Raw genomic sequence first — 17,011 nt, forward strand, 5'->3', positions numbered from 1 at the left:
TGTAGCCAATGGGTTCCCACTGCCAGGCATCTACAGCGACGGCCACAGTGAATCGAATTCATCCTCACTGGCGCCAGAGGGAGTGTCCGGGGCGTTGGCCGACGGCATTGAGGCATTGTGCAGTTTCAATTCGAACTGGCTGATGCTTCCGGTTGAAGACACCTTCTTCGACAACTGACCCTGGTCTTCCCGGCCGTCGTGCAGCAGCGAAATACGGCTGCCTGACTGGAATGGCAGTCGTGGGGTGATCAGAGTCGCCGACTGGTTGACCACGCTGATTTCAGGCAGTAGCAAACCGCGCAGGTATTCGCTGCTGTTGCCGACCTTTTGGATCAGCTTCACGCCGCAAGGCGAGGCGCTGGGCGCCAGCAATTCGATTCCGATCTGGGTTCCGTGATGCTTGATTTGCCTGATCCAGCGAACCACCGCAATGCTCCAGGGGTGGGAGCTTTGCTCGCGCACGCCTAGAACCTCACCCGCTTGTAGCGATGCGGGGACATTGCTTTCCCAGGCCACGCAATAGCCGCCCGGGCTGGTGTTGATCAGTAGGGCATGGTGGGCGTTTGGCCGGTTTTTGTCAGCCACTTGCTTGGGAGCGGTGCCATAGCTGCCGCGAAAGGTAATGGGGACGTCCGCGGAGTGTCTGGCGTCATCGCTGGGAGCGGCGTCGTGGGCTCCTGCCCAGGCGTCTTTGCCCTGCTGGGCTGCGCGAATGAACATGTTCTCTTCACTGTGGTGACCGTTTTCGTTGCCATTGACAAACTCGGTGAAGGTCTTTTCCCCGGCAACAAAATAGTGGGCAGCGGTGAGGCCTACACAGACTTCCAGCATGCCCTGACTGGCAATCCGGTTGAAGTTGCGCTTGGCCAGAATGCCCAGAGCCTGGCTCAGGTGAGTCAGCAGGGTGTCGCTGACCTTGGCGGGCACATGCAGAGCATTCTCGCCCTTGGTTTTGTTGCGACGGGCGTTCAGCGTATCCGAAACCATTGCCGATAGGTCCCGGGTGTCGAAGTCAAAACTGTCTTCGCCAGGGTTGTGATCCAGCAGGCTACGGTAGATTGGAGGGTTGTCGCCCTCCATGTTGATGACGAACAGGCTGTCGTCTCCGATATCGGGGGCGCAGCGGGTGTAATCGCTCCAGGCCTCGAACAGTTCGTAGACCTGCATCAGCTCTGGCTGGCGCAGCTGGTTCGGGCGCGCACTACCGAGCAGCAGAATTCGTTTGTAGGCATCGGAGATGGAGCTGGAGCGGCGGTGCAGCAGGCTGTGGTCTTCCACGTCGGTGTCTGCGAGCTTGTTCCTGACAGCAAACCGGTACAGCCGGTGGCACTCCAGCCAGCTTCTCGACGGACTTGGGCAATACAGCTGGTGAGAACGGACGATGGTCGCTGCCAGCTCGGAAATGGCCCGATGTGTGGCAATGACGATGGGCTTGCGGTTGCGCTCTACGCCTCCGTTGTCCAGAAATTCCAGGATGCAGAGCTTGTAGCCTGCGGACAAGTGCAGCTGCAGTGCCTGGGACAGGTTGGCGATCTTGCGCTGTTTTTCCGGCAGCGCAACGGCCATGCCCAGGTAATGCCGGGAAAGCTCATTACACACGAACTGGATCTTGTCCCGAATCAGCTCCAGGAACTGCAGCCGCTGTTGTGGGGGCGTGAACAGGTGGTTGAGCTCAATGATGGCATGGTACAGCTGGCGCGAAACCTCGCCAATATTAGCCATGGGCAACTGATCAACCCAGCCCCGGAATGCTTTGGGCGTGGTGTCGCAAAAAGACAGGCTGGCTGTTTTCTGTTCTGGGACTCGAAGATCAGGTTTCAGATTCATGCCTTCCATGAGTTCACGCCACTGTTGAGGGTCACGGTGGGGTTCCTGAAGTGATGCGGTGGGCATTTGAGCGATGTCTTATTTGCCCGGAGCGTCACGGAAAAGCCGTGAATGGTATTTTTATGGTAATCGTTACATAACATTAAGATAGCAAGCCCGTTACAAAAAGCGAACGTGTAACGAGTTAACAATCTTTGACAAGTGCCTGCCGGCGAATATTTGAGAATTCTATCACGGAAACAGGTTGAGGGGCGTCTTGCCTTCCTGTCCGGGAACCTCTCGTACCAGCTTCGGCACCAGAAATCCCGGTAGCCGGCCCAGCAGATCCCGGACTAGTCCCCGGGCCTCTTCGTCAGAGACATCGTAATGATGCGCCCCCTCGACCGGATCGAAGGCGTGCAGGTAATACGGCAGTACCCCGGCGTCAAATAAGGACTCACTGAGCGTTTCCAGAACATCAGCGTTGTTGTTGACGCCGCGCAGAATAACGCTCTGATTCAGCAGCGTAACGCCGGCATCGCGCAATTGTTCAAGAGCGGTGCGCGTGGCCGAATCAATCTCGGCCGGGTGATTGATGTGTAGCACCATTACAACCCGGAGCCGCGTATTTTGTAGCCAGGCAAGCAGGGGGTCGCAGACGCGCTCGGGGATCACCACCGGTAGCCGAGTGTGCAGGCGAAGGCGTTTGAGGTGAGGAATTGCCTCAAGCTCCTGTGCCCATTGGGCAAGTAGCTTATCGTTGACCGCCAGAGGATCGCCGCCGCTGAGAATCACTTCGTTGATTTCCGGGCTCGCCGCCAGGGTCTCTATGATGCGCTGCCGGTCCTGAGGACTAAGGCGCTGATCTTCGTACGGAAAGTGGCGCCGGAAACAGTAGCGGCAATTTACCGCACACTGACCCGTCACCATCAGCAGGGCACGGCTGCGGTATTTGCGGATCAGGCCGGTCGTCTGGATGGCGCCGTCTTCCTCCAGGGGGTCGCGAACGAAGCCCGGAACCCGCATAGCCTCCTGGCTTACCGGCAAGACCTGCCTCAGCAATGGGTCATCGGGGTCGCCTTTGCGCATTCGCGCCAGAAACGGCTCCGGAACCCTCACCGGGAACAGTTGATGCCCGGCCCGGGCGCCCCGGAGCCAGCGCTCGGGCGACAGGTCCAGCCGTGCCAGCAGTTCCTCCGGGCAGGTGATCGACCCAGAGAGCAGTTGCTGCCAGCTGCGGCGGTCCTCGACAAGGTGGGCTTCTATACGGGTGGGGGTTCGCTGTATCATAGCGACCTTCGAATTTTTAACTGCATTTTGTCAGGTGAACATTTCATGGCTTCATATTCTACCAACGAATTCCGCGGCGGTCTTAAGGTTTTGCTCGATGGCGACCCTTGTATCATGCTTGAAAACGAGTTCGTCAAGCCGGGGAAAGGACAGGCCTTTAACCGAGTTAAGTTGCGGAACCTCATGACCAACCGGGTCTGGGAACGCACGTTCAAGTCGGGTGAGAGTCTCGAAGCCGCTGACGTGATCGATCAGGACATGGAGTACCTGTACACCGATGGTGAGTTCTGGCACTTCATGCTGACCGACGGCTCGTTCGAGCAGTACCCGGCAGACGCCAAGGCGGTTGGTGACACCGTGAAATGGCTGAAAGAGCAGGACGTGTACACTGTAACGCTCTACAACGGTGCCCCGCTGACGGTTACGCCGCCGAACTTTGTCGAGCTGGAAGTGGTCGACACCGATCCCGGCATGAAAGGTGACACCGCCCAGGGTGGTTCCAAGCCCGCTACCCTGTCGACCGGCGCGGTGGTCAACGTACCGTTGTTCATCACCATTGGCGAAGTGCTGAAGGTCGACACCCGGTCTGGCGATTACGTCAGCCGCGTCAAAAGCAACTGATTCGGGAATGACCGAGCAATCTGTCTGGCGGCCCTCTGCCTCGCCGGCAGCCCTGAGAAGCCGTGCACAACAATTAGCGTTTGTGCGCGGCTTTTTTGCTGAACGGGAGGTTCTGGAGGTGGAGACGCCGGTGCTGGCACAGCACGGCGTGACCGACGTGAACCTTGATGGCATCGCGGCCGACATTTCCGCGGCAGGGCGCACGGGAGGCTGGCTCCAGACCTCCCCCGAATACCACATGAAGCGTCTGCTCGCAGCTGGATCCGGTTCGATCTATCAGATCTCCAAAGTGTTCCGGAACGGCGAGCGCGGCCGGCGGCATAACCCTGAGTTTTCCATGCTGGAGTGGTACCGGCTCGGCTACGACGACACAGAGCTGATGGCCGAGGTGGCAGATCTGGTGTGCGGCTGGCTCGGTTGTGCCCGGCCGGCGCAGGTGTCCTATCGGGATGCCATGTTGGCCTGGGCCAAGGTGGACCCGTTTGAGATCAGCGATCAGGATCTGCGCCGGTGCTGCGAGCAATGGCTGGAGCCGGATCAGATCGCGAATCTGGATCGGGACGGGTGCCTGGACCTGCTGATGAGCTTTTCGGTAGAGCCGAATCTTGGCCGGGATGCCCCGGAATTCATCGTTGGTTATCCGGCGTCCCAGGCGGCCCTGGCTCGAGTCTCACAGGTGGATGGCCATCCGGTGGCGCACCGCTTCGAGCTGTATATCGATGGCCTGGAGTTGTGTAACGGCTACTGGGAGTTGGTTGACGCCAGCGAACAGCGCCGCCGCTTTGAGGCCGATAATTGGCTCCGGCAGCAGTCGGGCAAGCCTGGCATGGCGCTGGATGGGGCTTTTCTTGATGCTGTCGAGGCTGGATTGCCCGATTGCGCCGGGGTGGCGCTCGGGCTGGATCGGTTGCTGATGCTCAAGTTGGGCGTCCGGGATATCGCCGAGGTGCTCGCCTTCCCTTTCGAGCGCGCCTAGGCCGCAAGCCTCACTTAAGCCAGAGTGCCGAAGGGTTCACCCATGCGCACTGTTTTGCCGGCTACCTGATCGTCGTTCCAGGTTGCCGCGCCCTTGGGCATGACCATGACCACGGTGGAGCCCAGACGGAAGCGTCCCATTTCCTCGCCCTTGGCGAAGGCTCGTGCCTCGTCGCCTTCGTAGCGAGTGGTTGTAACCTCACCATTGCCTGGCGCAACAACGCCGGACCACACCGTCTCAACACTGCCGACGATCATGGCGCCGACCAATACCAGGGCCATGGGCCCGGCTTCGGTGTCGAAGATGCAGGCCACCCGTTCGTTACGGGCAAACAGGTTTGGCACGTTCTCAGCAGTAACCGGATTGACTGAAAACAGCTTGCCTGGGATGTATACCATTTCACGCAAAGTGCCCGCCAAGGGCATGTGAATCCGGTGGTAATCCTTGGGCGACAGGTAGATGGTTGAGAATTCGCCGTCCGCAAAGGTGTTGGCCCACTGCGGATCGCCGCCGAGCAGCTCGGTCAGGCTGAAGGACTGTCCTTTCGCCTGGAAGACCCGATCATTGCTTACCTGACCCAGTTGGCTGATGGCGCCATCGACCGGGCTGACCAGCGTTTTCTCGTCTTCGGCAATGGGGCGCAAACCGGGCTTGAGGGCTCGGGTGAAAAACGCATTGAAGCTGGGGTAGGCGGTTGGGTCGGATTCGGCGGCCTCGCTCATGTTTACGCCATAGCGGCCGATAAACCACTTGATGACGCGGTTCTTGAGCGCAGGGTTACTGTCGTGGTCTGCCAGGCGGCCAGCGAAGCGGGAAACCATTAGTTGGGGCGTGACGTACTGACTCAGAACAAACAGTTTGCTTAACATTTAAAAGTAACCCTTTGAGCGCAAAGGGCCGCATTCTACCAAAGTCTGGCCTGTGTATAGAAATTGTTTCCTGGCTTCTCGGGCGCAGTTAAGCCTTGCTATTATCGAGGCCTTTAACCGAGTGGGTGATGACCGCGCCCACCAATAACCAAAATCAAGGCGTGCAATCTTCCCATGTTACTCATTATCGGAGCAGTAGTTGTCCTTGCTAGCGTGCTTACCGGCTACGTATTGCACGGCGGTAACCTTATGGTGCTCTGGCAGCCCACGGAGGTTCTGATCATCTTCGGCGCGGCCATTGGTTCGTTTGTCATCGCCAACCCGATGCACACGGTCAAGGAAGTGTTTCAGGGCATCCTGCGTCAGTTGACGGGGTCGCCGTTCAATAAAGCCTTCTATATGGACCTGCTGAGCCTGCTTTATGAGATTTTCGATAAATCCCGCAAGCAGGGTGTCATGGCCATTGAAGAGGATATCGATAATCCGGAAGCCAGCCAGATCTTCAGCCGTTATCCGGCCATTCTGAAGTCTAAGGAATTGCTCGCCTTCATTACCGATTACCTTCGCATCATCAGCTCCGGCAACATGGCAACTCATGAATTGGAGGGCATGATGGAAAACGAGATTGATAGCCGTCAGCATGAGTTGGAGGAACCTTCTCACGCGGTGAACAAGGTTGCCGACGCGCTTCCCGGCCTGGGTATCGTGGCCGCGGTACTGGGGATCGTAATCACCATGAATTTCCTGTCCGAGGGGCCAGAACGGATCGGCCTTAGTGTGGCGGCGGCGCTGGTCGGTACTTTCCTCGGTATTTTTATGGGCTATGGGTTTGTTGGACCGCTGTCCATCGCAATGGAGCATTCTGCCCGTTACGAGCTCAAGGCTTATGACTGCATCAAGTCGTCCATTGTGGCGACCGTTTCGGGACAGGCGCCGCAGATGGCCATTGAGTTTGGTCGGAAGGCCCTGCCCACGGACAAGCGGCCGGCGTTCCAGGAACTGAACGATCACGTTCGCTCGAAGTAACGAGTTTCTCTTTTTAAGCTGGAGCTGAGGCGTGGACGAGCAGCCGATCATCATCAAACGCAAGAAAGTCGTTGCCGGCGGGCACCACGGTGGCTCCTGGAAGGTCGCGTTTGCCGATTTTGCCACCGCCATGATGGCTTTTTTCCTCGTGCTCTGGCTGACAGCAACCGCATCGCCCGAGCAAATCAAGGCAGTGGAAGGCTATTTCCGTGACCCTGTGGGTTTCACCGACGGTGGTACACCTAATCCAGTTGACCTGGGAGGGAGTGCTTCGGTGGTTGATGAGGCCAGTTCCGATGTCGAGTCCAGTCAAATCCAGATTAAGGACGAGGTGGTGGATGAGCTGTCGGAGACTCTCGAACAGCGCCGGATGCAGGAGCTGTTTCAGGAACTGAAGGACCGTATCGAACAGAGTCAGACGTTGCAGGAATTCAAAGATCAGCTGTTGATTGACATCACCGACGAAGGGTTGCGTATTCAGATTGTCGATCGCTCCGGTCGTCCAATGTTCGACAGTGGCCGAGCCGAGTTGAAGTATTATTCGCAGGACATCCTGTTCGACCTTGCCAGCTACCTGGGGGCGGTTGATAACAAGTTGAGCATCACTGGCCACACCGATGCCTCGCCTTTCAAGGGTAGGCCTGGCTATACCAACTGGGAGCTGTCCGCCGACCGGGCAAATACGGCGCGCCGGGCCTTAGTGGCCGGAGGGGTGCGATCTGAGCAGATCGGTCGGGTCGTGGGCTTGAGTGATTCCGTGTTGTTTGACAAGCGTGATCCGACGGCGCCGGTTAATCGCCGTATCTCGATCATCGTGCTCAATAAGAAGACCGCCCAGGGCATTCAAGACAATGCCAGTCAGGGCGACGAGCCGTTGATCGATCTGACCAAGCCAACCGAAGAGGAAAAGCAGGAAGCGATGGGTCGGCTGGAGAGCGGCGAGTGGCTGGAGGAGAAGCCGGAGCCGGAACCCGGCGAGCTGAACTGGTAAGGCCCAAGGCTGCCGGATTTAATCCAGTTTCAGGCCCCGGGCCTGCTGCTCAGCCATGTCCTGCAATATGCGGTGAAAGCTTCTCCGGCGCTCCGGGCTGATCCGGCCCGCTTCTGCAGCGGCGTCGATGGCGCATCCGGGGTCGCCCATGTGGCGGCAGTTCCGGAACTTGCAGTGACCAATCTCATCGCGAATCTCACGAAACCCGTACTCGATCTCCTGTGTTGTCATGTGCCACAGGCCAAACTCCCGGATACCCGGGGAGTCAATCAGATCGCCACCAATGGGCAGGTGGAACAGCCGGGCGGTGGTGGTGGTGTGCACACCTTTACCGGTGCTCTCGGACACCGCGCCAACTCGGATGGCTTCGTCCGGCATCAGGGTCTGGATGATCGATGACTTGCCAACCCCGGATTGACCCACGAATACGCTGGTCTGGTTTTTTACCAGGGCCTCAACTTCCGGCGCCGGCCGATCACCGGATTCCGCCGCTGAAGTGCGGACTACTTGATAGCCCAGGGCCTCGTAGCGCGCCAGCAGCGCATCGATGTGATCCCGGTTGCGGTCGGTGATGAGGTCGGTCTTGTTCAACAGGATGACCGCCGGTATGTCGGTGATTTCAGACGCCACCAGGTACCGGTCGATCAGGTTGTCGTGGGGTTCAGGCTCCGAGGCCAACACCAGAATGATGTGGTCAATATTGGCGGCCACTGGCTTCAGGGCGCCGAAGTTGTCGGGGCGCTGGAGCAGATTCTGGCGCTCACAGCGGGCAACGATGACCCCGGATTCGTTGCGCCCTGGCCGCCAGATGACTTTGTCACCGGTAACCAGGCTGTCGATGTTGGCGCGCACAAAGCAGCGAATCACCTTGCCGGTGTGCTCGCCCTCCAGGCCCTCGACATCCAGTTGCTGGCCATAGTGGGCGATGATCAGCCCTTCCTGTTCCTGGCCCAGCTCGCCGGCCTCGGCCTGTTCCTGAACCACTTTCTCCTTCCGTGCAGCGCGCGCGGCGCGCTCCTCCTGGACTTTTTTGATTCGGAATTGTTGCTGCTTGTTCAGTCGCCGTTTTGCCATTAAGGATCAGTTGCCAGTAATCGGTGGGGTGAGGTGTTACATCATACGTTAATCGGCCACAATACACAGGGGATGTCCCAACTCCACCACCAAGACACTGAAAGTTAGGAACTGATAATGGCAGAAGGCGATCGCTTAGTTTGGATTGATCTGGAGATGACCGGGCTGGATCCGGAAAAGGAACGGATCATCGAAATGGCCACCATCATCACCGATTCGGAGCTGAATGTTGTGGCAGAGGGCCCGGTCATTGCCGTGCATCAGCCCGACAGCCTGCTGGATGCGATGGATGAATGGTGCACCAACACCCACGGTGCCAGTGGCCTGACCAAGCGCGTCAAGGAAAGCACCATTGACGAGGCCCAGGCCGAGCAGCAAACGCTGGAATTTCTGCAGCAGCACCTGGAAGCGGGTAAGTCACCCCTATGCGGCAACAGCATCGGCCAGGATCGCCGGTTTCTGGTGAAGTACATGCCCCGTCTGGAAGAGTTTTTCCACTACCGCAATCTGGATGTCTCTACCGTCAAGGAGCTGGCGCGCCGCTGGCGGCCTGATGTCCTGGCGGGCGTGAAGAAGCAGGGCAGTCACCTGGCACTGGACGATATCCGCGACTCCATCAGCGAGCTGCGCCACTACCGGGATACCTTCTTCAAGTTATAGGCCGTGCTGATTCAAGGCCCACTGCACGTGTTCGCGGACCATGTCATCGGGGTGGTCCGCGCGCTGTCTCAAGGCCTCAATGACCGGGATGGTTGAGGGCGCATTGCCAAGCCCGACGGCCAGATTCCGGAGCCAGCCCCGATAGCCGGTCCGGCGGATGGCTGAGCCTTCGGTCCGTTTCAGGAACTGCTCTTCGGTCCACAGAAACAACTCGGCCAGGGAGCTGCTGTCCAACCCGTGCCGGGGCTGGAAATCATCCTCCCCGGTTGGTTTGCTGAACTTCTGCCACGGACAGACCAGCTGGCAGTCGTCACACCCAAACACCCGGTTGCCCATCAACGGTCTCAGCTCTTCCGGAATGCTGCCGCGCAATTCAATGGTGAGGTAGCTGATGCAGCGCCGGGCATCGAGCTGGTGCGGACCGACGAAGGCGTCCGTTGGGCAGAGGTCGAGGCAGGCCGTGCAGCTGCCACAGTGGTCGGTTTCAAACGGGGCATCCACCGGCAGTGGTGCGCTGGTGAAAATCTCGCCCAGGAAGAAAAATGAGCCCGCTTTCGGGTGAATCAGCATGTTGTTCTTGCCGATCCAGCCTAGACCTGCACGCTGGGCAAGTGCCCGCTCGAGCACCGGGGCGCTGTCCACAAAGGCGCGATATTCGTAACCGCTGAGCGCCTCGTCGATCCAGTTTGCCAGAGTCGCCAGCCGCTTCCGGATCAGCTTGTGATAGTCGCGACCAAGGGCGTAGCGGGTAACATAGGCGCCTTCCGGGTTAGTAAGCGCTTCTTTTGGGCTGTCCGGAGCGGGCAGGTAATCCATGCGCACCGAGATCACCCGGGCTGTGCCAGGCACAAGCGAGCGGGGCGTGTAGCGTTTGTCGCCGTGATAGCCCATGTACTCCATTTCGCCGTGGTAGCCCTCGGCTAGCCAGTCCTGCAGATGTTGGCCGTGTTCGCCGGTATCGGGGAGGGTGATGCCCAGATCGGCAAACCCGAGTTCCCGGGCCCAACCCCGAATGCGGGTGACCAGGTCGGAAAAATCCTCGGTGGTGCTTGGTTGGTCAGATGGTGCGCTCATGGGGCCTGCTGCGACGTAGGCAACTCATTGAAAATCAGAATGCCAAACTTTAATTTGATTAAGTTATGACCTTTTTGCCCGTTTTGCTATGCTTTACAGGTATCTGGCCAATTTTCTTAAACCGGTTTCTGTAACGGGAGCAAAGGCTTATGCCGCCGTCCCACGTGGGCAGTTTACCAGACACACTGTTCTCCGCCGATGCCGTGCGGGAGATTGACCGCTATGTGATTGAGCAGCAGGGCGTGGATGGGTTCGACTTGATGCAGCGTGCGGCTCATGCGGCGTTTCGGCGGCTGGTTCGACAGTGGCCGGAAGCGGGGTCGATCCTGGTCCTCTGTGGCGCTGGCAACAACGGCGGAGACGGCTATCTGGTGGCCGCTAATGCGGCGCGTCACGGTATGCGCGTGCAGTGCGTTGCGGTGGCGCCCACCAAGAAACTGACCGGGGATGCCCGTAAAGCCTGGCGGAAGGCCGTTGTTGATGGGGTCGAGGTGCAGGAATTCGCAACCTTGACCGCGGAAACGCGGGAGACCCTGTTCAGTGAAGCTGATGTGCTGGTTGATGCCATGCTGGGTACCGGCGTGTCCGGTGCTCCCAGGGAACCCTTCGCCGGCCTGATTGCCCAGTGTAATCATGGCTCAGCGCCGATTCTTGCGATCGACCTGCCGTCCGGATTGAATGCCACCACCGGCGCCACCGAAGGCGACGTGGTGCGGGCCGATCTGACGGTTACGTTTATTGGTCTGAAAAGCGGATTGTTCACCGGACAGGGTTCTGCGGTGTGCGGCACGGTTGTGTTCGAATCACTTGATACCGAAACGGGCGTCAGCCGGAGCGGGCAGAGGCCGTTGGCATGCCGGCTGGACTGGCCCTCGACCATGTCCTGGCTACCCAAGCGGCCGGCCAATGCACACAAGGGGCGCTTTGGGCATGTGCTGGTGGTGGCCGGTGAGCGAGGTTTTGGTGGCGCGGGGCTGATGGCGGCTGAGGCTGCGGCCCGCTCCGGTGCCGGGCTGGTAACGCTGGCCACGCGGCCGGAGCATGTAACCGCCGCGCTGGCGCGGTGCCCGTCGGTTATGGTGCATGGCCTGATTCACGGTTCCGAACTGCCGCCGCTGCTGGAGGCGGCTTCGGTGGTAGTGTGTGGGCCCGGTATGGGGCAAGGGGCCTGGGCCCAGCAGATGCTGGAGCAGGTTGTCGAAAGCGGCAAACCCCGAGTGCTCGATGCCGATGCCCTGAACCTGCTGTCAACGCGGGTGGCGGTGCCGGCTGAAAATCAGGTTCTGACGCCGCATCCGGGCGAGGCGGCCCGCTTGTTGGGCTGCCTGGTTCCGGAGGTGGAGGCTGACCGGATGGCGGCAGCGCGCACGCTCCAGTCAATGTATGGTGGCACGGTTTTACTCAAGGGTGCGGGTACGGTGATTGCGTCTGACCGGGAAACTGTTGATATTGTCAGCGGCAGTAACCCGGGCATGGCAACCGGTGGGATGGGCGATGTGTTGGCCGGCATTATCGGTGCGCTATACGGCCAGCTGAATAACGCCCGGCAGGCGGCTGCATTGGCGGCGTCGGTGCACTTGGCTGCGGCCAACCTGGCGTCGGCGGAAAAAGGTTTTATGGGATTGATTCCAACAGACGTGATTGATGCCTTGCCCACGGTGCTGCGCGAGTCGGAAACCCTCAGCTTACCGGGTCGGGAGGAGCAATGAGTATTTTTGGAAATGAGCGCCGCCTGTTTCTGGAGGGCGAATCAGAGACCGAGCAGCTGGGCCGTGAGCTGGCGCGCTGCGTCGTCGCCTCTGGTGAAGGCTTGATCGTTTTTTTGGACGGTGATCTGGGCATGGGCAAGACCACCTTGAGTCGTGGGGTCATGCGCGGGCTCGGGCATCAGGGTGCGGTGAAGAGCCCAACCTATACCCTGGTGGAGCCCTATGAAGATTTGCAGCCGCCGGCGTATCACTTTGATCTTTATCGGGTCGGCGACCCGGATGAGTTGGAGTACATGGGCATCCGGGATTACTTCTCGGGCCAGTACCTGTGTTTGATTGAATGGCCCGAGCGTGGCAAGGGGCTGTTGCCGGAGCCGGATATTGAGATACACCTCGAGCGCGAGCATGACGGCCGCTCTGTCGTGCTACGGGCGGGTTCGGAGCGGGGCGCATCGCTCTTGAACCAATTGGAACTGATCGGGCCCGGTCATTGATATTGGCGGGCCGTGTCGTTTGTTAAGCAGGACAGCAGTATGAGTAAGATCAGGTCAACAATGAGCGTTTGGGCAGCCATGGTGGCAGTGTTGCTGCTGTCGCTGTCGCTGACTTCCCACGCCGCTACCCGGGTAGAGGGCGTGCGGGTGTGGCCGGCGCCGGACCACACGCGTCTGGTGCTGGATACCGAAGGCCAGGTCGCACACAACATTTTTTCACTGGAGAACCCGTCGCGCCTGGTCGTTGATTTGAAGAATACCGCCCTGAAAGCGGAATTCGACAAGCTGGACCTCTCCGGGAGCCCGATTCGCCGGATTCGCAGCGCGCCCCGCAATGGCAGTGACCTGCGGGTGGTGCTTGACCTCAAGAGCAAGATCAAACCCCGAAGCTTCCAGCTCGAACCCAACGAACAGTATGGCCACCGTTTGGTGATTGATCTGATCGACGAGGATGGCAGCCGCCTGGAAAAGGCCAGCAAGCCAACAGTGACCCAGGAATCCGGCGGCAAGCGGGATGTGATCGTGGTGATCGATGCCGGTCACGGCGGTGAGGATCCCGGTGCCATTGGGCCCAGAGGCACTCGTGAGAAAGACGTGGTGCTGAAAATGGCGAAAAACCTCGCCAAACTGATCAACGACAAGCCGGGCTATACTGCCAAGCTGACCCGAACCGGTGATTATTACATCGGCTTGCGCAACCGAACCTTGCTGGCTCGGAAATACAACGCTGATCTGTTCGTGTCGATGCATGCCGATGCCTTCCGCACGCCGCAACCCAAAGGCGCTTCGGTTTTCGCGCTTTCCCAGCGCGGAGCTACCAGTGAAACCGCTCGCTGGTTGGCGCAGAGCGAAAACCGATCGGACCTGACGGGTGGTGTGTCGCTGGATGGGCGAGATGACATGCTCGCCGGGGTGCTGCTGGATCTGTCGATGACTGCCAGTATCAATGCCAGTCTGGGTGTTGGCAGCTCGGTGCTGGGTAAGCTCGGCAGTGTTGCCAAACTGCACAAATCCGGGGTTGAGCAGGCTGCCTTCGTGGTACTGAAATCCCCGGATATTCCGTCGATTCTGGTTGAGGCCGGTTTTATCTCCAATCCCACGGAAGAGAAGAACCTTTCCACCGAGTGGTACCGGAACCGGCTGGCCAATGCCATCATGAAAGGAATCGACGACTATTTCCGCAAGACACCACCGCCGGGCACCCTGCTAGCCTGGGAAAAGCAGCAGCGTCAGGGTGGCAGTTCCGTCAGTCATTACCGGATCCAGCGCGGGGATACGCTGTCGGGCGTGGCTCGGAGAAATCAGACCACCGTCAGCGAACTGATGCAGTTTAACGGCTTGCGGGATGACCGTGTTATGGTAGGGCAGACCATTCGAATTCCTGCATCCTGATCAAGAGGTTTCCCCGAAACATGCCCCCCATTCAATTGCTCTCGCCGCGGCTCGCGAACCAGATCGCTGCTGGCGAGGTGGTGGAGCGCCCCGCGTCTGTCGTCAAAGAACTGGTTGAAAATGCCCTCGACGCCGGTGCTGACCGGGTTGATGTGGAGATAGAGCAGGGTGGCGTCAAACTGATTCGGGTCCGGGATGACGGCAGCGGTATCGAAGAGCAGGATTTACCGCTGGCGCTCAGTCGTCATGCCACCAGCAAGATCGTCAGCCTGGATGACCTGGAAGCCGTGGCTTCCCTGGGCTTCCGTGGTGAGGCCCTGGCCAGTATCAGTTCCGTTTCCCGCCTTACCCTGACCTCACGGACCGCCGCTCAAGAGGCGGCGTCCCGGGTTGAGGTGGAAGGGCGCGACATGGACGCCCGCATTTCACCAGCGGCGCACCCGGTGGGCACCACCGTGGAAGTGCGCGACCTGTTCTTCAATACCCCCGCCCGCCGGAAATTCCTGCGTACGGAAAAAACCGAATTCAATCATGTTGAAGAGTGTGTGCGTCGTCAGGCACTCAGCCGTTTCGATGCCGGTTTTACGCTGCGCCACAATCAGCGTGTGGTTCAGAGTCTGCGTCCGGCAGAATCGCCACTCGACAAGGAGCGCCGAATCGGTGCGCTCTGTGGGCAGCAGTTCATCGACAATGCCGTGCTCATCGATGCCGAAGCGACAGGCCTGAGGTTGTGGGGCTGGGTGGCGCTGCCAACGTTTTCCCGCAGCCAGGCAGACCTGCAGTACTTCTTCGTCAATGGACGGGTTATCCGGGATCGCCTGGTGGCGCACGCTGTTCGCCAGGCCTACCGGGATGTGCTGTACAACAACCGTCATCCGGCCTTCGTGCTGTACCTGGAAGTGGATCCGGCGACGGTGGATGTGAATGTTCACCCCACCAAGCACGAAGTCCGTTTCCGCGATGGCCGGCTGGTGCACGATTTCATCTTCCGCACTCTGCACAAGGCGCTGGCGGACGTTCGTCCGGACGATCACCTGCGGGGTGCCGTGGCCCAATCCTTTGGCCGCGAGAATGCCCAGGGTGTGCCCGGGGCGGCGGGCCATCCTGATCCCTCGGCGCCGACATGGTCGGGCCAGCCAGCAGGCTTCCAGGCCTCGCCGTCACAGGGGCAGGGTGTGCCGCAAGGCGGTGGCCAGGGCTATCCGTATTCCGGGCAGCCACAGGGGTACTCTCAGCCCCAGTCCCAGCCCCAGCAGGAATGGCATGCCAGCGATCAGATGGCGTTTTACAATTCCCTGAACGCCGGTGGTGGTGTCGAGGCTGGCACCCCGGTGGCGCCAGCTGGCGGGGCGGAGGCGATGCCAACGCCACCCATGGACGGCGACGAAGAGCCGCCCCTGGGTTATGCCATAGCCCAGCTGCACGGCATTTACATTCTGGCGCAAGGGCGCGCTGGCATGATTGTTGTGGACATGCACGCGGCGCATGAGCGCATCACCTACGAGCGCATGAAGCGTGCCCTCGCTGAGCAGGATCTCAAGAGTCAGCCCCTCTTGGTGCCGCTGTCCATGGCGGTGAGCCAGAAAGAAGCCGCGTTGACTGAAACCCATGGCGATGATTTACGCCAGCTGGGCTTGCAGATCGAGCGTATTGGCCCGGAGACCCTGGCGGTCCGCCAGGTTCCGGCGCTTCTGCGTGGCGCCGATAGTGAACAGTTGGTCCGGGATGTCCTGGCTGATCTGATCGAGCATGGCCAGAGCGATCGGGTTGAGGCGGTCACCCACGAGCTGCTGGGAACTATGGCGTGCCATGGCTCGGTGCGGGCCAATCGCCAGCTGACGATTCCGGAAATGAACTCACTCCTGCGTGACATGGAAGCCACCGAGCGCAGTGGCCAGTGCAACCACGGTCGGCCGACCTGGACGCTGGTCACTCTGTCGGAGCTGGACAAGCTGTTCCTGCGGGGGCGCTGATCGGCCATGACCATGCCCACGACTGACGCCGCGCAAAAGCCGCCGGCCATTTTCCTGATGGGGCCGACGGCGTCGGGTAAGACCGATCTGGCCATTCAGCTATGCAAACGCCTGCCCTGCGACATTATCAGTGTCGATTCGGCGATGATCTATCGGGGCATGGATATTGGCACCGCCAAGCCTTCCGCTAACGAACTGGCGCAAGCCCCACACCGGCTAATCGATATTTGCGACCCCGCCGACACTTACTCGGCGGCAGATTTCCGGACCGATGCGCTGGCCGAAATGGCCAGAATTACCGAGGCAGGCCGGATCCCATTGCTGGTCGGTGGCACCATGATGTACTTCAAGGCACTGATTCATGGCATGTCCGGGCTGCCGGCTGCCAGCCCGGAGTTGCGGCGAGCGCTGGAGCAGGAGGCTGAGCAGCGGGGCTGGCAAGCCCTGCATCAGGAGCTGCAGGAGCAGGATCCTGTCGCCGCCGGCCTGATTCACCCCAATAACAGACAGCGTTTATTGCGGGCGCTCGAGGTGATCCGGCTGACTGGAAGACCGATCTCGTCATTCTGGAAGGCAGAGAGTGGAAGTTTGCCCCAAAAGCAAGGCGACGCAGTGGAGGATTACACCTATTTCACCCAATGGCAGGCAGACGAAGGGGGTTCCCTTCCGTATACTGTAGCTCAGCTTGCCGTGGCGCCGTCCGAGCGGCGGACGCTTCACGAGAGGATCCATCAGCGCTTTTTGAGCATGCTGGATGCCGGTTTCCTCGATGAAGTACGTGCGCTGATGAATCGGGGTGATTTGCACCCTGATCTCCCTTCCATGCGCTGTGTCGGTTACCGTCAGGCCTGGGCCTATTTGTCCGGTGAAGACGAGTACGACGCCTTTGTCAGCAAGGGAGTCGCTGCGACGCGCCAGTTGGCGAAACGACAGTTAACCTGGTTGCGGAAGTGGTCTGATGTGGATTGGCTTGATAGCGAAGAAAAAGATATCGCTGGGGCTGCCTTGAAAAAAATCATACTTCGCACCACATTTAACTCTGAAATTTGACGATCT

15 protein-coding genes are annotated in these 17,011 nt (G+C 59.6%); 10 read left to right on the top strand and 5 right to left on the bottom strand.

Annotation, left to right across the window (positions count from 1 at the left end; all coding sequences use genetic code 11):
* Positions 1-30: 30 nt before the first annotated feature.
* Together FGO67_RS07640 and epmB are read right to left on the bottom strand one after the other, a co-directional pair.
* Positions 31-1,836 (bottom strand): GTPase, encoded by a 1,806-nt coding sequence (locus FGO67_RS07640; protein ID WP_203301142.1) that lies wholly within the window; start codon positions 1,834-1,836, stop codon positions 31-33.
* Between the two features lie 222 nt (positions 1,837-2,058).
* A complete protein-coding gene (epmB, locus tag FGO67_RS07645; protein ID WP_203300158.1) occupies positions 2,059-3,096 on the bottom strand; it encodes an EF-P beta-lysylation protein EpmB in 1,038 nt (345 codons plus the stop codon).
* Between the two features lie 45 nt (positions 3,097-3,141).
* Here epmB and efp point away from each other — a divergent pair, with 45 nt between their 5' ends.
* Entirely contained in the window at positions 3,142-3,717 is a 576-nt protein-coding gene (efp, locus tag FGO67_RS07650) for an elongation factor P (protein WP_203300159.1), read from the top strand.
* A gap of 7 nt (positions 3,718-3,724) precedes the next feature.
* A complete protein-coding gene (epmA, locus tag FGO67_RS07655) occupies positions 3,725-4,693 on the top strand; it encodes an EF-P lysine aminoacylase EpmA (RefSeq protein ID WP_203300160.1) in 969 nt (322 codons plus the stop codon).
* A 14-nt stretch (positions 4,694-4,707) separates the two neighbouring features.
* On the opposite strand, the gene asd is transcribed toward epmA, so the two are convergent.
* Positions 4,708-5,562 (bottom strand): archaetidylserine decarboxylase, encoded by an 855-nt coding sequence (asd, locus tag FGO67_RS07660; RefSeq protein ID WP_203300161.1) that lies wholly within the window; start codon positions 5,560-5,562, stop codon positions 4,708-4,710.
* 174 nt (positions 5,563-5,736) lie between these two features.
* On the opposite strand from asd, the gene motA reads away from it, so the two are divergent.
* Positions 5,737-6,588, top strand: coding sequence for a flagellar motor stator protein MotA (motA, locus tag FGO67_RS07665; protein WP_203300162.1), 852 nt, complete (start codon positions 5,737-5,739; stop codon positions 6,586-6,588).
* A gap of 31 nt (positions 6,589-6,619) precedes the next feature.
* Entirely contained in the window at positions 6,620-7,579 is a 960-nt protein-coding gene (gene motB / locus FGO67_RS07670) for a flagellar motor protein MotB (RefSeq protein WP_203300163.1), read from the top strand.
* An 18-nt stretch (positions 7,580-7,597) separates the two neighbouring features.
* On the opposite strand, the gene rsgA is transcribed toward motB, so the two are convergent.
* A complete protein-coding gene (gene rsgA / locus FGO67_RS07675; protein WP_203300164.1) occupies positions 7,598-8,653 on the bottom strand; it encodes a small ribosomal subunit biogenesis GTPase RsgA in 1,056 nt (351 codons plus the stop codon).
* Between the two features lie 117 nt (positions 8,654-8,770).
* Here rsgA and orn point away from each other — a divergent pair, with 117 nt between their 5' ends.
* A complete protein-coding gene (gene orn, locus FGO67_RS07680) occupies positions 8,771-9,313 on the top strand; it encodes an oligoribonuclease (RefSeq protein ID WP_203300165.1) in 543 nt (180 codons plus the stop codon).
* Here the strand turns inward: orn and queG are convergent.
* Positions 9,308-10,387, bottom strand: a complete 1,080-nt coding sequence (gene queG, locus FGO67_RS07685) for a tRNA epoxyqueuosine(34) reductase QueG (protein WP_203300166.1) — start codon at positions 10,385-10,387, stop codon at positions 9,308-9,310. The two genes, orn and queG, sit on opposite strands and share 6 nt — an antisense overlap.
* Before the next feature lie 149 nt (positions 10,388-10,536).
* Here queG and FGO67_RS07690 point away from each other — a divergent pair, with 149 nt between their 5' ends.
* From FGO67_RS07690 to miaA, 5 genes are read left to right on the top strand one after another with little or no spacing between them, the layout of a single operon-like run.
* On the top strand, positions 10,537-12,096 hold the full coding sequence (locus tag FGO67_RS07690; RefSeq protein WP_203300167.1) for an NAD(P)H-hydrate dehydratase: 1,560 nt from the start codon (positions 10,537-10,539) through the stop codon (positions 12,094-12,096).
* Positions 12,093-12,590 (top strand): tRNA (adenosine(37)-N6)-threonylcarbamoyltransferase complex ATPase subunit type 1 TsaE, encoded by a 498-nt coding sequence (tsaE, locus tag FGO67_RS07695; protein WP_203300168.1) that lies wholly within the window; start codon positions 12,093-12,095, stop codon positions 12,588-12,590. Before FGO67_RS07690 ends, tsaE begins: the two co-directional genes overlap by 4 nt.
* Positions 12,591-12,650: 60 nt before the next feature.
* Positions 12,651-13,982 (top strand): N-acetylmuramoyl-L-alanine amidase, encoded by a 1,332-nt coding sequence (locus tag FGO67_RS07700; protein ID WP_203300169.1) that lies wholly within the window; start codon positions 12,651-12,653, stop codon positions 13,980-13,982.
* A 20-nt stretch (positions 13,983-14,002) separates the two neighbouring features.
* Positions 14,003-15,955, top strand: a complete 1,953-nt coding sequence (gene mutL, locus FGO67_RS07705; RefSeq protein ID WP_203300170.1) for a DNA mismatch repair endonuclease MutL — start codon at positions 14,003-14,005, stop codon at positions 15,953-15,955.
* Positions 15,956-15,967: 12 nt separating this feature from the next.
* Positions 15,968-17,005 (top strand): tRNA (adenosine(37)-N6)-dimethylallyltransferase MiaA, encoded by a 1,038-nt coding sequence (gene miaA / locus FGO67_RS07710; RefSeq protein ID WP_203300171.1) that lies wholly within the window; start codon positions 15,968-15,970, stop codon positions 17,003-17,005.
* The last annotated feature ends 6 nt before the right edge of the window (positions 17,006-17,011 follow it).

It is taken from the genome of Marinobacter sediminum (assembly GCF_016820575.1).
GTDB classification, from domain to species: Bacteria; Pseudomonadota; Gammaproteobacteria; order Pseudomonadales; family Oleiphilaceae; genus Marinobacter; species Marinobacter sediminum.